This window comes from Bradyrhizobium sp. CCBAU 51765, assembly GCF_015291725.1.
Classification (GTDB): Bacteria; Pseudomonadota; Alphaproteobacteria; order Rhizobiales; family Xanthobacteraceae; genus Bradyrhizobium; species Bradyrhizobium liaoningense.
The window spans coordinates 3,843,633-3,857,242 of sequence record NZ_CP030038.1 but is presented as its reverse complement, the minus strand read 5'-3'; the positions used below and the strand labels follow the sequence as shown (position 1 = coordinate 3,857,242).

Sequence of the window (13,610 nt, the reverse complement as noted above, 5' to 3'; positions counted from 1 at the left end):
CGAATTGCGCTGCGGAAACGCGATGGATCGAATCAACAGCAAAGGAGACAGTCATGACCGCACCCGTCATTCGCGGCGTCAACCATATCGGCATCACGGTGCCCGACATCGAATCAGCAAAATCGTTCCTGGTGGAAGCTTTCGGCGGCCAGGTGATCTACCAGTCCTTCGGACCGCAGGATCCGCCGCGGCAGGGACCCGAATTCGAGCGGGCCGTCGGCGCTTGTCCCGGAACGGTCGTGCGGGCGCAGGCGATGGTCAAGATCGGAACCGGACCTGATATCGAACTCTTCGAAATGCACGGTCCCGAGCAAGCCAAGCCGATCCGGGCGAGCGACTTCGGCATCACGCACTTCGCTCTCTACACCGACGACATCGACGCATCGGTCGAGCGCTTCAAGAAGGCGGGAGGCACACCCCTCACCGCGCCGCGCGCTATTCCCTATGCAACCGAGAAAGGTCCTGGAAACAAGGTCTGCTACTGCCGCATGCCGTGGGGCACGACGATGGAATTCATCACCACGCCGGACCGCATGGCCTATCACGACCAGACGGATCTGCGCAGGTGGCAGGACGAGGACTGAGCAGGGCGCGAAACGGGACCCGCATCAGTTAAGTCGCGGCGATGCTGACGCTGTCGGAAGGTTCGACGAGTGCGCGAACTGGTGGAGGGCAAGGTCGATCTGCTGATCGGTCGCCCTCCTGGCCACCATCCGGGGTATCGCTGCAATCGGCTCAATGAAGGAACGGGCCTCGGTGATTGGCTGGTTGCGCCCGAGGGCACCGCGGATTGTCTGGAGGTCGTCAGCTTCCGCGAATGGCTGCGCCCTCTGCGGGCCGACATCCTGCACGCAAGCCAGCGTCGTCCTCGCCTGGTCGGCGTCAGCGGACGTTGAGCTCTCTCAGCCCGACAGCTCCGGCATCCAGTCCCGCAGTTTTCGCGCGGCGCCGGTGACGTCGGCGATCGTCGGAAACGCAGCCGTCTCCACCATCATCGCCCGCGCGAGCCGCACCGCGCGCGCCTCGCTCATTGCGCGCCTTCGCAGGTCCTCAATTAGCTCGAAGTCGATGTTGTGGGCGAGGCCGAAGATGCGGCGGACGATCTTGGCGGCGGCGAAGCCGACCGTATCGGCGAACAGGCGTTGCATGTAGGCGTGGCGCTCGGCCTCGAGACATGCGGCGCCCTGCTCACCGGCGAAGAGGGAGATGGGATAGGCATCGCCGGCGGCCCCACCGCGCCAGAGGTCGAGGAATTTGCGCGCGAACTCGTTCCAGACCTGCTCGACCGTCTCCAGCATCCAGCCTTCGAATGCCTGCCGCTCGCCCGGTGCGCGCTCATGACCGGCGGAGGCGAAATAGGCCATCAAGAGGTTCGCCAGCACCGCGCCGACGTCGAATCCCATCGGACCGTAGAAAGCAAACTCCGGGTCGATCACCCGCGTCTGGCTCTCCGTCACCATGATCGAGCCGGTGTGGAGGTCGCCGTGGATCAGCGCCTCGGGGCCCGCCATGAATTTCAGCTTCAGCCGGGAGATCGCGACGTGCAGGTCAAGGTCCTCGCGCAAGGCCGCAGCCAGACCATCGAGATATGGCTCGGTCCAGCGGTTCTGCTCCGCGATGCGGTAGGGATCTGTGAAGATCAGATCCTCCGTGATCTTGCACAGGGCGTGGTTGCCGGCAAAGGCCGCGATGCCCTCCTTCTTCTCGGCGGCGGAGAGCGCGAGATCGGATGTGAAGAACAAGGTCCTTGCCATGAACGTGGTGATGTCGTCCACGAAGCGCGGATATTGCGTTCCGGCGACCAGCCCCTTGCGCATGATGATGTGAGGTTCGAGCAGCTCCATCACCGTCAGAGCCAGCCTGTCGTTGTGATGCAGCACGGCCGGCACGAGGCCGGGCGCCAGTTCAGCCTGCCGCGTCAGTGCGAGGTATTCGTAATGAGCGCGGGACAGCGGCAGCGGCCAGCTTTCACCGACGAGACGGACATAGGGCAGTGCCTGCTTCACCGCGATGCCGCCGCGCGTCCCCTTCACGATGAAGACGAGATTGAGATTGCCGTCGCCGACCTCGGTGATCGCCCAGGAGGACGGTTCACCACCAAGCCCGGCCGCAAGCACGGAAACCCGGGCGACGTAATCCCGCAGGTCGGGTTCATGGAGAATTCGATAGTCCCCCTGCCCCGGATCAGCCAATGGTCGGTGCGCTGAACTCATGCCGGTCCCCCCGTGCCGGCGCTGGAGTAGTTGTCCACTCCCGTTTCAGGAACTCAAGCCGGCCTGTTCTTTGACCGCCATCTTATCCATAAGGCGCGACCGGCGGCTAGCGCGACTCTTGCCGCGACTTGCCGCAGCGTCTCAAAGGCGCTGCGCCAGCCAGATGGTGTGCCCACCGCAATCGGGGTCCTCGACCACATGCGACACGACGCGGAATCCATGCCGATCCAGCAGTGAACGATATTCGGCCGGATCCAGGCTGGCATGATACAGCGGCTCGCCGCCGAACGCTCCGATCGCCTCGCCCTGCGCCGGGCCACTCGTGAACATCAGCGCCGCATCCGGCCTCGCATGGTCGCGAAAGATCGGGAACATGCGGCGCTGGTCGTCAAAGCAGAGGTGGAAGAAGCTGTCCCAGGCAAGAATGCCGCAAAATTGCCGTCCCAACGCGACCCGGCGCATATCGGCGACGATCCATTCCTGCTTCGGGAAGCGCTGTTCGCACGCATTGATCATGGCCGGCGAGGAATCCACCCCCGTCACAGGATGATCGAGCCCGATCAGGTATGCCGCCATCGGCTCTGCCGAGCCGCAGCCGAGATCGAGGACGGAGCCGGCAGGCGGCAGCAGCGCACGGAAACGGTCGAGCCAGGCCTGTTCGAACAGTCCGCTCCGTGCACGGCTCTCGATCCAGTCCGATGCCTTGCGCTGATAGAGATCGATGATGTGGTCGGCGGCGTCCGGTGCCATTCGAGAGCTCACGCGCTTCGCTCGCGACTAGAGCATGATCCGGAAAAGTGTGCAGCGGTTTTCCGAAAAGATCATGCTCAAACAATAACCTAAAGCGCGATGACGATTCATCCCAATCGCATCGCGCTTTAGAAGGTCTCCCGCTCCAGGAAGCTGGAGCCGATATCGGCCTTCCTTTTGATCGGATCGAAATCACAATAGACGCCGTCCGCCACCAGCGTGTAGCTGGCGCTGACGGTGTATTTGTCGAGCTTGACCGAGCTCAGGCCGATCACCGAGGTGCTCTTGCCTCCGTTCCACCTGAACGGCGTCGAGCTCTTGGCCTGCTCGCAGGCCATCACCGCCTCGTTGAAGACAGAGCCCTCGACGAACGCCTTCAGGGTGCGGACCTGCACGGCCATCCTCCATTCGAAATAGCCGATGGCGCCAAGCCCGGCGACGATCAGCACCAGAAGCGCGACGACGATACGCTGAAAAGTCATTTTCCCCTCAACTATACGAACCATCTCCGGCGTCATTGCGAGCGTAGCGAAACAATCCAGAATCTTTCCGCGGAGGGATACTGGATTGCTTCGCTTCGCTCGCAGACGAGCTTGATTGATATCCTTCGTCTCTTAAGCTCTAAGGCGCGATGCGATTAGGATGAATCGTCATCGCGCTTTAGGTTGTTGTTTAGGCATGATCTTTTCGGAAAACCGCTGCGCACTTTTCCGGATCATGCTTTAGAACGGCATTCCCATCAATTTCGACAGGCGCTCGATAGAGAGATAGCCGGCATGATAGGCGGCCAAGCCGAGGCCGTAGATCACCGCCGAGATGATCGTGGTCCAGATCAGCTTGCGGCCCATCCGCGTCAGGATCGGCGCGCCGGGGTCGGTGCCGGGTGCACCGACGCCATCCTCGTGCTGGCTGCGCACGCCGAACGGCAGCGTCAGGAACAGCGCGACCCACCAGATGACGAAGTAGATCGCAAGCGCGGTCGATATCTGGATGGCCACGGCCTTACGCCTGCTCGATCTCGACAAGCGCGCCGGAGAAGTCCTTCGGGTGCAGGAACAGCACCGGCTTGCCGTGGGCGCCGATTTTCGGCACGCCGTCGCCGAGCACCCGCGCGCCTTCCTTCACCAGCGTGTCGCGCGAGGCGATGATGTCGACGACCTCGTAGCAGACATGGTGGATGCCGCCGTCGGCGTTGCGTTCGAGGAACTTCGCAATCGGCGAGGCCTCGCCAAGCGGCTCGATGAACTCGATCTTGGTGTTGGGCAAGGTTGCGAACACGGTGGTGACGCCGTGCTCCGGCAGCGGAACGGCTTCCGAGATCTCGGCCCCGAACGCCGCACCGTAGATCTTGGCGGCCTTGACCGCGTCCCTGGTCGCGATCGCGACATGGTTGAGGCGACCCAGCATGGTTCTTCTCCCTCAGCGCGTGATCCGGACAAGCGGCGGGCCGCCTCCCCGGAGATGCTGACACAATTACACTGTCAGTACGTGTACCAGACAGGGAGGCTTTTTGCCCCAATGTTCGTTGATCACGGCCCGGACGGCGCGTCGCACCGACTCGCCCAAGGCGTCGGGATCGCGGCGTCGCGCCTTCGGCAGGCCTTCGATGGTGGACATCACGGCGTCGAAGACGATGTCGTCGAAGAGCTCGCCGGCCCTGTTCTTCTCGGGGACGCCGACCAGATCGACTTCCGGATCGTCGGCCAGCTCGCCCTGCGCGGTCATGGCGATGGCGACGAAGGCGCAGCCGGAAAAGGCCATGCGGCGCCGCTCGATCACTGCGCGGGACTTGGAGTCCTCCAGAATCGTCCCGTCCTTGTAGAGACGTCCCGACGGCACCTCGCCGACGATGCCGGGATCGCCGGGCCCGAGCTTGACGAGGTCACCGTCGCGGCAGACCAGCACGCGCGGCACGCCGGCGGCGCGCGCCAGCTTTGCGTGCTCGTGCAGATGCAGGGCCTCGCCATGGACCGGGATCAGGAGGTGCGGCTTCACCCAGGAGATCAGATCGCGCAGCTCGTCGCGGCGGGGATGGCCGGAGACGTGGACCAGAGCGTCGCGGTCGGTGATGATCTCGATGCCCTGGAGCACGAGATTGTTGACGATCGAGCTGACAGCCTTCTCGTTGCCTGGAATGGTGCGCGAGGAGAAGATGACGCAGTCGCCGCGGTTGAGCGTGATCTCGGGATGGTCGTCGTTGGCGATGCGCGCCAGCGCCGCACGCGACTCGCCCTGGCTGCCGGTGCACAGGGCCAGCACCTTGTCCTGCGGCAGGTGGCCGTAGACCTCGGGCGAACGGAAATTCTGCACGCCGTCGAGATAGCCGGTCTCGCGGGCAACCTGCACCACGCGCTCCATGGCGCGGCCGACCACGACGACCTCGCGGTCGGCTGCTTTTGCGGCCTCGGCCACGGCCTTGATCCGGGCGACGTTGGAGGCGAACGTCGTCACCGCGACACGGCCCTTGGCTGACTTGACGAGCTCGATGATGGTCCGGGCGACCTCGGCTTCCGACGGCGAGCGGCCGTCGCGCACCGCGTTGGTGGAATCGCCGATCAAGGCCAGCACGCCCTGCTCGCCCAATTCGCGCAGCCGCTTCTCGTCGGTCGGCGCTCCAAGGGTCGGAGTCGGGTCGATCTTCCAGTCGCCGGTATGCAGCACGATGCCGGCTTCGGTGTGGATCGCGAGCGCATGCGCTTCCGGAATCGAATGCGCGACGGGAATGAACTCGACGTTGAACGGGCCGATATCGACGCGGCCGCCGGACGGGACCACGGTGACGGGGATCTCAGGCGCATTGCGCTCGGCTGCGCATTTGGCCTCGAACAGTGCCGCGCTGAATTTGGTGGCGTAGATCGGGCATTTCAGTTTCGGCCAGAGATCGATGATGGCGCCGAAATGGTCCTCATGGGCGTGGGTCAGCACCAAGCCCATCAGGTTCTTGCGCTCCTTCTCCAGGAAGCTGATGTCGGGCATGATCAGGTCGATGCCCGGCAGATGCTCCTCGTCGCCGAAGGAGACGCCGAGATCGACCGCCAGCCAGGCGCGCTGATGGCGGTTGCCGAGGCCGTAGATCGACAGGTTCATGCCGATCTCGCCGACGCCGCCGAGGGGTGCAAACACGAGTTCGTCGGGCCTTGCCATCACGCAGCTCCCACGGAGGCGACGGGGCCGAAGAACACCTCGCCCGCAGCCACCGGCACAAGGCGGCCCTCCGCGGTGCGGACGATCAGGCAGCCGGCGTCGTCGATGGTGTCAAAAATGCCTTCCAGCGTCATCGCTCCCGTGTGGATCGCGACCTTCTCCCCGAGGCCGGCAGCGCGCTCGAGCCAGAGCTTCCGGATCTCGGCAAAGCCGCGGCCATTGTCCCAGATGCCGCGGAACTCGACCCAGGCATCCGAGAGGGCCGAGAACAGCTCCTCGGCGCTGATCTGGACGCCGAGCGCGGCCAGCGACACCGCAGGCGTCGGGGTGCCCTCGGGCGCTGCAACCACGTTGGTGCCGATGCCGACGACGATTGCGAGACCGTTGCCGACGGCCTCGGCCTCAAGCCCAATGCCGACCAGCTTCTTGCCGCCGGCGAGCACGTCGTTCGGCCATTTCAGGGCGTAGCGGGGGCGGCCCTCGCCGAGGCGGAGCGCGGCCTCGAGGCTCACCTTCTCCAGCGCAGCCTCCTCCGCCAGCCCGGCGGCAAAGCCGAGCGTGGCGGCGACCGCCGGGGTAACGTCCATGACTTCGAGGATGCTGGCGGCGAGATTGCCGCGCGGCGCAATCCAGGCGCGCTGGCGCCGGCCGCGGCCGGCGGTCTGTTCCGACGTCACGAACCACATCGGGCCACGCTCGCCGGCCCTGGCATGCTCGATCGCCTCGGTATTGGTCGAGCCGGTCCGCTCGAAAGCTGCGAGCTTGTAGCCCGCCGACAGTGCGCGAGGACCGAGCGTGAAAGCCATCCTAGAACAGCGACTTTGCCGCGGCGGAGGCGACGCTCACCACGGGACCTGCGAACAGCGCGAACAGGATGTTGAACAGGCCTGCGACCGCCAGCACCGTCCGCACTTCGATGCGCACCGGATCGACCTGGCCGGCCGGCTCGTCGAAGTACATCGTCTTGACGATGGCGAGGTAGTAATAGGCGCCCACCACGCTGGTCAGCACGCCGATGACGGCGAGCGTGAACAGGTTCGCCTTGATGGCGGCGACGAAGACGTACCATTTGGCGAAGAAGCCGGCGAGCGGCGGGATGCCGGCGAGCGAGAACAGCAGCATCGCGAACATGAAGGCGAGCAGCGGATTGGTCCGCGACAGGCCGGCGAAATCGCTGATCTGCTCCACCGCCTGGCCGTTGCGCCTCATGGCGAGGATGATCGAGAACGAGCCGAGCGTCATCGCGACATAGATCACGATGTACATCAGGACGCCCTGCGCGCCCTCGACCGTGCCGGAGGCGAGGCCGACCAGCGCGAAGCCCATGTGGCCGATCGACGAATAGGCCATCAGGCGCTTGATGTTGCTCTGGCCGATCGCGGCGAAGGAGCCGAGCGCCATCGAGGCGATCGACACGAACACCAGGATCTGCTGCCACTGCGAGACGATGCCGGGGAATGCGGTCAGCGTCACGCGGGTGAAGACGGCGAGCGCGGCCACCTTCGGCGCCGAGGCGAAGAAGGCGGTGACCGGGGTCGGCGCGCCCTCATAGACGTCGGGCGTCCACATGTGGAACGGCACGGCCGAGACCTTGAAGCAGAGGCCGACGAGCAGGAAAACGAGGCCGAACAGAAGGCCGACATTCGAGACCGTGGCGGTCGCGGCGATGCCGGTAAAGCTCACCGTGCCGGTGAAGCCATAGACCAGCGAGGAGCCGTAGAGCAGCATGCCCGAGGACAGCGCGCCGAGCACGAAATACTTCAGGCCGGCTTCGGTCGACTTGGCGTTGTCGCGGTTCGAGGCGGCGACGACGTAGAGCGCCAGCGACATCAGCTCGAGGCCGAGATAGAGCGAGATCAGATCGCCCGCCGAGATCAGCACCATCATGCCGAGCGTCGAGAGCAGCACCAGGATCGAATATTCGAAGATGCGGCGCGACGGGTCGGACAGGAACTCGGTCGACAGGACCAGCGTCACCGCCGAGCCGATCAGGGCCAGGATCTTCATGAAACGGGCGAAGTCGTCGACGATGAAGCTGCCGCCGAAGGTCACCTGCTTGCCCGCAGGCTGCATGTAGACGAGCGCGCCGACCACGATCAGGAGCACCACCGACAGCGACGTGACCGTCCTGGTCGTCTCCTGCCCGCGATAGGCTCCCAACATCAGAAGCGCCATCGCGCCGACCGCGAGCACGAGCTCGGGCAGCACCGGCGCCAGTTGATAACCTGCAGTCTCAAAGCTCATGGCGATATCCTGACCTGCCCGATCACTGGAGCAGTGCGGCGGCCTTCATGGCCGTCACAGCGGTGTTGTAGTTGTTGACGAGTTGCTGGACCGAGGCGGCCGACATGTCGAGCACCGGCTTCGGATAGACGCCGAACAGGATCGTCAGCGCGATCATCGGGAACAGCGTCAGGCACTCCCGGAAGGTGAGATCCTTCATGCTCATCAGCGACGGCTTGACCAGGGCCCCGAACACCACCTTGCGGTAGAGCCACAGCGCATAGGCCGCCGACAGGATCACGCCGAAACTGGCGAAGAACGCGGTCGGGATCGAGACCTTGAAGGTGCCGAGCAGCGTCATGAACTCGCCGACGAAGCCGCTCGTTCCGGGCAGGCCGACATTGGCCATGGTGAAGACCATGAAGGTCATCGCATAGAGCGGCATCCGGTTGACGAGGCCGCCATAGGCCGCGATCTCGCGGGTGTGCAGGCGGTCGTAGACGATGCCGACGCAGAGGAACAGGGCGCCGGAGACGATGCCGTGCGAGATCATCTGGAACACGCCGCCGGCGACACCCTGCATGGTGCCGGCGAAGATGCCCATGGTGACGAAGCCCATATGCGCCACCGACGAGTAGGCGATCAGCTTCTTCATGTCCTCCTGCATCAGCGCCACCAGCGAGGTGTAGATGATGGCGATGGCCGAGAGCGTGAACACCAGCGGCGCGAAGTCGTGCGAGGCCAGCGGGAACATCGGCAGCGAGAAGCGCAGGAAGCCGTAGCCGCCCATCTTCAGGAGGATCGCGGCGAGGACCACGGAGCCCGCGGTCGGCGCCTCGACATGCGCGTCGGGAAGCCAGGTGTGGACCGGCCACATCGGCATCTTCACCGCAAAGGAGGCGAAGAAGGCGAGCCACGCCCAGGTCTGCAGGGACCGCGGCACGGCCGTGTGCATCAGGGTCGGAATGTCGGTGGTGCCGCCGTTCCAGTACAGCGCCATGATGGCGAGCAGCATCAGGACCGAGCCGAGCAGCGTGTAGAGGAAGAACTTGAACGAGGCGTAGACCCGGCGCGGACCGCCCCAGACGCCGATGATCAGGAACATCGGGATCAGGCCGCCCTCGAAGAACAGGTAGAACAGCACGAGATCGAGCGCCGAGAAGGTGCCGATCATCAGCGTTTCCAGGATCAGGAACGCCATCATGTATTCGCGGACCCGGCTCGTGATCGCCTTCCAGCTCGCGATGATGCAGAACGGCATCACGGCGGTGGTGAGGATCACCAGCGGCAGCGAGATGCCATCGACGCCCATGTGATAGGTGATGCCGGTGGCGAGCCAGTTCGCCTTCTCGACGAACTGGAAGTCGGGGTTGCTGGGGTCGAAGCGCATGACCAGGATCACCGACACCGCGAAGGTGATCAGCGTGGTCCACAGCGCGATCCAGCGCGAGTTGCGCCTGCTAGCCTCGTCGTCGCCGCGGCTGAGATAGACGATCAGCGCGCCGACCAGCGGCAGGAACGTCGTGACTGAAAGTATGGGCCAGGTTGTCATTTACTGGCCTCCAAAGCCGAACATGAACCAGGTGATCAGGCCGGCGGCGCCGATCAGCATGGCGAATGCGTAGTGGTAGAGATAGCCGGTCTGGATCTTCACGACGTTGCGGGTGACGTCCAGCACGCGGGCCGAGACGCCGTCGGGGCCGAAGCCGTCGATGATGAAGCCGTCGCCCTTCTTCCAGAGCTGGTAGCCGATCCACTTCGCCGGACGGACGAAGGTGAGGTCGTAGAGCTCGTCGAAGTACCATTTGTTGAGCAGGAACTGGTACAGCATCGGCTGCGTCTTCGCGAGCTCGACCGGCAGATAAGGCCGGCGGATGTAGAACAGGTACGAGACGAGGAAGCCCAGCACCATCATGACCGTCGGCAGGAAGGCGATGGTCTGGGGGATGTGGTGCATCTCCTCGATGATGTGCGGGTTCATTTTCACGGACTCGCGGAAGAACTCCTCCACGCCGTGACCGGCGAACAGCTCCTTGAACGGCAGGCCCGCGACGAACGAGCCGACCGCGAGCACGCCGATCGGGATCAGGATCCAGAGCGGAGCCTCATGCGCGGCCTCGTAGTGATGCTCGTCATGCGGCTCGCCGTGGAAGGTCTTGAAGATCAGGCGCCAGGAATAGAACGAGGTCAGGCCGGCGGCCACGATCGTCATCAGGAAGCCGTAGACCCCGAACGGATTGTGCGAGGCGTAGGCGGACTCGATGATCGCGTCCTTGGAGAAGTAGCCGGCGGTGAGCGGGAAGCCGGTGAGCGCCAGGGTGCCGACCACCATCACCGCATAGGTGTAAGGGATCTTCTTCCAGAGGCCGCCCATGTTGCGGATGTCCTGCTCGTGGTGCATCGCGTAGATCACCGAGCCGGAGCCCAGGAACAGCAGCGCCTTGAAGAAGGCGTGCGTGAACAGGTGGAACATGCCGACCGAATAGGCCCCCGCCCCCATCGCGACGAACATGTAGCCGAGCTGCGAACAGGTCGAATAGGCGACGATGCGCTTGATGTCGTTCTGGACGAGGCCGATGGTCGCGGCAAAGAACGCGGTGGTCGCGCCGAAGAACATCACGACGGCCTGGGCATTCGGGGCGAGCTCGAACAGCGGCGACAGCCGCGCCACCATGAACACGCCGGCGGTGACCATGGTCGCGGCGTGGATCAGCGCCGAGACCGGGGTCGGGCCTTCCATCGCGTCCGGCAACCAGGTGTGCAGCAGGAACTGCGCCGACTTGCCCATCGCGCCCATGAACAGGAGGAGACAGGTCAGGGTCAGCGCGTCGGCGTGCCAGCCGAGGAAGTTGACGGTCTTGCCGGTGAGGCCGGGCGCAGCGTGGAAGATGGTCTCGAAATCGGTCGAGCCGACCAGCATGAAGATCGCGAAGATGCCGAGCGCGAAACCGAAATCGCCGACGCGGTTGACCACGAAGGCCTTGATCGCGGCCGCGTTCGCCGACGGCTTCTGGTACCAGAAGCCGATCAGCAGGTAGCTCGCCAGGCCCACGCCTTCCCAGCCGAAGAACAGCTGCACGAGGTTATCCGCCGTCACCAGCATCAGCATGGCGAAGGTGAACAGGCTGAGATAGCCGAAGAAGCGCGGCCGGTTCGGGTCCTCGTCCATGTAGCCGATGGAATAGAGGTGCACGAGCGAGGACACGGTGGTCACCACCACCAGCATCACGGCGGTGAGCGTATCGACGCGCAGCGTCCACCAGACCTGGAGGTCGCCGGAGAAGATCCAGGGCAGCAGCTGGATCCGGTAGTCGTGGTGCATGAAGCCGACGTCGACCAGCGTCATCCAGGACAAGGCCGCCGAGACGAACAGCAGCGCCGTGGTGATCAGCTCGGCAGCGCGCGAGCCCGCCGCCGGCGGCTCGACCGGACCATGGCCGTGATCGTCGTGGCCGTGATCGTCATGACCATGGTCATCATGGGCGGTCGACGCATGAGCGCCGCCGTGGCCATGCCCGTGGTCGCCGTGATGCTCGACCTCGTCGCCCGAGGGGTTGCGGGCATGCGCGCCGACGAGCGCGATGAGGCCGGCCAGAATGGCGCCCAGCAGAGGCAGGAAAACGATTGCCTGAACCATTTGCTCTTACTCTTTCCGCATGATCTGGTCGGAAAACCGGTACCCACTTTTCCGGATCATGCGATCAGCCCTTCATCAGATTGACGTCCTCAACCGCGATCGAGCCGCGGTTGCGGAAATAGACCACCAGGATGGCGAGACCGATCGCAGCTTCAGCAGCCGCAACCGTCAGCACCAGCAACGCGAAGACCTGGCCGACGATGTCGCCGAGGAAGGTCGAGAACGCCACGAGGTTGATGTTGACCGAGAGCAGGATCAGCTCGATCGACATCAGGATGACGATGATGTTCTTGCGGTTCAGGAAGATGCCGAGGATGCCGAGCGTGAACAGGATCGCGCCGACCGCCAGATAATGTCCGAGCCCGATCGTCATTTCACCCACTCCGCCGCATCGGCGTCCGAGAGCCCCTGCCCCGGCGCCACCTTGCGCATCGCCATCGCCATCTCGGGCGTGCGTGCGTTCTGAACGTTGATGTCCTGCCGCTTCACGCTCGCCTTGTGCCGGAGCGTCAGTACGATGGCGCCGATCATGGCGACCAGCAGCACCATGCCCGAGAGCTGGAAGTAGTGGATGTACTTCGTGTAGAGCACGAGGCCGAGCGCCTCGGTGTTGCTGACATTGGCCGGGATCGCCGCCGTGATCGTCTTGGAGACGCCGGGGTTGATGACCCAGAAGCCGACGGTGAGCAGCAGCTCGAACAGGAAGATGCCGCCGATCACGAGGCCGACCGGCAGGTACTCGATGAAGCCCTCGCGTAGCTCGAGGAAGTCGACGTCGAGCATCATGATCACGAACAGGAACAGCACCGCGACCGCGCCGACATAGACGACGATCAGCATCATGCCGAGGAACTCGGCGCCCATCAGCACGAACAGGCCGGAGGCGTTGACGAAGGCCAGGATCAGGTACAGCACGGAGTGCACGGGATTGCGCGAGACAATCACCATCACCGCCGAGGCGACGCAGATGCCGGCGAACAGATAGAAGAACAGCGCGGGAAGGATCATCAGGCATTCCCCGTCATTCCGGGACGCGGGCAAAGCCCGCGAACCCGGAATCTGGAGGTTGTGGCGCGAGATTCCGGGTTCGCGCTTCGCGCGCCCCGGAATGACGAGGATATGGCGGGAAGGATCATGCCCTCACCTCACCGGTACGGCGCGTCGAGCTCGATCGCTTTCGCGATCTCGCGTTCCCAGCGGTCGCCGTTGGCGAGCAGCTTGGCCTTGTCATAGAACAGTTCCTCGCGGGTCTCGGTCGCGAACTCGAAGTTCGGGCCTTCGACGATGGCGTCCACAGGACAGGCCTCCTGGCAGAGGCCGCAATAGATGCACTTCACCATGTCGATGTCGTAGCGCACGGTGCGGCGGGTGCCGTCGTTGCGGCGCGGCCCGGCCTCGATGGTGATGGCCTGCGCCGGGCAGACCGCTTCGCACAGCTTGCAGGCGATGCAGCGCTCCTCGCCGTTCGGATAGCGGCGCAGCGCGTGCTCGCCGCGGAAGCGCGGCGAGATCGGGCCCTTCTCGAACGGATAGTTCAGCGTCGGCTTCGGCTGGAAGAAATAGCGCATGGCGAGGAAGAACGCCGAGACGAACTCCGACAGCAGAAGCGAGCGTGCAGTGGCGTTGACGTTGATACCCATGAC

At 64.3% G+C, this 13,610-nt stretch carries 15 protein-coding genes; 2 read left to right on the top strand and 13 right to left on the bottom strand.

Going from position 1 to position 13,610, the window contains the following annotated elements; all coding sequences use genetic code 11:
- The first annotated feature begins 53 nt into the window (after positions 1-53).
- Together XH96_RS18545 and XH96_RS18540 are read left to right on the top strand one after the other, a co-directional pair.
- Entirely contained in the window at positions 54-584 is a 531-nt protein-coding gene (locus XH96_RS18545; protein WP_194393712.1) for a VOC family protein, read from the top strand.
- Between the two features lie 69 nt (positions 585-653).
- Entirely contained in the window at positions 654-896 is a 243-nt protein-coding gene (locus XH96_RS18540; protein WP_371740133.1) for a hypothetical protein, read from the top strand.
- Positions 897-902: 6 nt separating this feature from the next.
- On the opposite strand, the gene mtnK is transcribed toward XH96_RS18540, so the two are convergent.
- From mtnK to nuoI, 13 genes are all read right to left on the bottom strand, one after another.
- Positions 903-2,213, bottom strand: a complete 1,311-nt coding sequence (gene mtnK, locus XH96_RS18535) for an S-methyl-5-thioribose kinase (RefSeq protein WP_194393711.1) — start codon at positions 2,211-2,213, stop codon at positions 903-905.
- A gap of 141 nt (positions 2,214-2,354) precedes the next feature.
- Positions 2,355-2,963 (bottom strand): class I SAM-dependent methyltransferase, encoded by a 609-nt coding sequence (locus XH96_RS18530; protein WP_194393710.1) that lies wholly within the window; start codon positions 2,961-2,963, stop codon positions 2,355-2,357.
- A 128-nt stretch (positions 2,964-3,091) separates the two neighbouring features.
- Positions 3,092-3,445 (bottom strand): hypothetical protein, encoded by a 354-nt coding sequence (locus XH96_RS18525; protein WP_194393709.1) that lies wholly within the window; start codon positions 3,443-3,445, stop codon positions 3,092-3,094.
- Positions 3,446-3,685: 240 nt separating this feature from the next.
- Positions 3,686-3,961 carry a DUF1467 family protein gene (locus XH96_RS18520; protein WP_194393708.1) on the bottom strand — a complete coding sequence of 92 codons (276 nt, stop codon included), beginning with the start codon at positions 3,959-3,961 and terminating at the stop codon, positions 3,686-3,688.
- Between the two features lie 4 nt (positions 3,962-3,965).
- Positions 3,966-4,370, bottom strand: a complete 405-nt coding sequence (gene mce, locus XH96_RS18515; protein ID WP_131868161.1) for a methylmalonyl-CoA epimerase — start codon at positions 4,368-4,370, stop codon at positions 3,966-3,968.
- 66 nt (positions 4,371-4,436) lie between these two features.
- Positions 4,437-6,107, bottom strand: coding sequence for a ribonuclease J (locus tag XH96_RS18510; protein WP_194393707.1), 1,671 nt, complete (start codon positions 6,105-6,107; stop codon positions 4,437-4,439).
- Positions 6,107-6,913 carry a biotin--[acetyl-CoA-carboxylase] ligase gene (locus XH96_RS18505; RefSeq protein ID WP_194393706.1) on the bottom strand — a complete coding sequence of 269 codons (807 nt, stop codon included), beginning with the start codon at positions 6,911-6,913 and terminating at the stop codon, positions 6,107-6,109. Before XH96_RS18505 ends, XH96_RS18510 begins: the two co-directional genes overlap by 1 nt.
- A gap of 1 nt (position 6,914) precedes the next feature.
- A complete protein-coding gene (gene nuoN / locus XH96_RS18500) occupies positions 6,915-8,351 on the bottom strand; it encodes an NADH-quinone oxidoreductase subunit NuoN (protein ID WP_194393705.1) in 1,437 nt (478 codons plus the stop codon).
- Between the two features lie 22 nt (positions 8,352-8,373).
- Complete coding sequence (locus XH96_RS18495) at positions 8,374-9,882, bottom strand: NADH-quinone oxidoreductase subunit M (protein ID WP_194393704.1); 1,509 nt, start codon at positions 9,880-9,882, stop codon at positions 8,374-8,376.
- Complete coding sequence (gene nuoL, locus XH96_RS18490; protein ID WP_194393703.1) at positions 9,883-11,967, bottom strand: NADH-quinone oxidoreductase subunit L; 2,085 nt, start codon at positions 11,965-11,967, stop codon at positions 9,883-9,885.
- A 64-nt stretch (positions 11,968-12,031) separates the two neighbouring features.
- Positions 12,032-12,340 (bottom strand): NADH-quinone oxidoreductase subunit NuoK, encoded by a 309-nt coding sequence (gene nuoK / locus XH96_RS18485; RefSeq protein WP_008547737.1) that lies wholly within the window; start codon positions 12,338-12,340, stop codon positions 12,032-12,034.
- Positions 12,337-12,975: an NADH-quinone oxidoreductase subunit J gene (locus tag XH96_RS18480; protein WP_028136073.1), complete on the bottom strand. Its 639-nt coding sequence runs from the start codon at positions 12,973-12,975 to the stop codon at positions 12,337-12,339. The genes nuoK and XH96_RS18480 overlap by 4 nt, the downstream gene beginning before the upstream one ends.
- Positions 12,976-13,112: 137 nt before the next feature.
- Positions 13,113-13,607: an NADH-quinone oxidoreductase subunit NuoI gene (gene nuoI, locus XH96_RS18475; protein ID WP_191093171.1), complete on the bottom strand. Its 495-nt coding sequence runs from the start codon at positions 13,605-13,607 to the stop codon at positions 13,113-13,115.
- Positions 13,608-13,610 lie beyond the last annotated feature (3 nt).

Bases quoted from the DNA above. Each gene is read 5' to 3' on its own strand.
- XH96_RS18545 (WP_194393712.1), top strand. From the start codon at position 54: ATGACCGCACCCGTCATTCGCGGCGTCAACCATATCGGCATCACGGTG.
- mtnK (WP_194393711.1), bottom strand. From the start codon at position 2,213: ATGAGTTCAGCGCACCGACCATTGGCTGATCCGGGGCAGGGGGACTAT.
- XH96_RS18530 (WP_194393710.1), bottom strand. From the start codon at position 2,963: ATGGCACCGGACGCCGCCGACCACATCATCGATCTCTATCAGCGCAAG.
- XH96_RS18525 (WP_194393709.1), bottom strand. From the start codon at position 3,445: ATGACTTTTCAGCGTATCGTCGTCGCGCTTCTGGTGCTGATCGTCGCC.
- mce (WP_131868161.1), bottom strand. From the start codon at position 4,370: ATGCTGGGTCGCCTCAACCATGTCGCGATCGCGACCAGGGACGCGGTC.
- XH96_RS18510 (WP_194393707.1), bottom strand. From the start codon at position 6,107: ATGGCAAGGCCCGACGAACTCGTGTTTGCACCCCTCGGCGGCGTCGGC.
- XH96_RS18505 (WP_194393706.1), bottom strand. From the start codon at position 6,913: ATGGCTTTCACGCTCGGTCCTCGCGCACTGTCGGCGGGCTACAAGCTC.
- nuoN (WP_194393705.1), bottom strand. From the start codon at position 8,351: ATGAGCTTTGAGACTGCAGGTTATCAACTGGCGCCGGTGCTGCCCGAG.
- XH96_RS18495 (WP_194393704.1), bottom strand. From the start codon at position 9,882: ATGACAACCTGGCCCATACTTTCAGTCACGACGTTCCTGCCGCTGGTC.
- nuoL (WP_194393703.1), bottom strand. From the start codon at position 11,967: ATGGTTCAGGCAATCGTTTTCCTGCCTCTGCTGGGCGCCATTCTGGCC.
- nuoK (WP_008547737.1), bottom strand. From the start codon at position 12,340: ATGACGATCGGGCTCGGACATTATCTGGCGGTCGGCGCGATCCTGTTC.
- XH96_RS18480 (WP_028136073.1), bottom strand. From the start codon at position 12,975: ATGATCCTTCCCGCGCTGTTCTTCTATCTGTTCGCCGGCATCTGCGTC.
- nuoI (WP_191093171.1), bottom strand. From the start codon at position 13,607: ATGGGTATCAACGTCAACGCCACTGCACGCTCGCTTCTGCTGTCGGAG.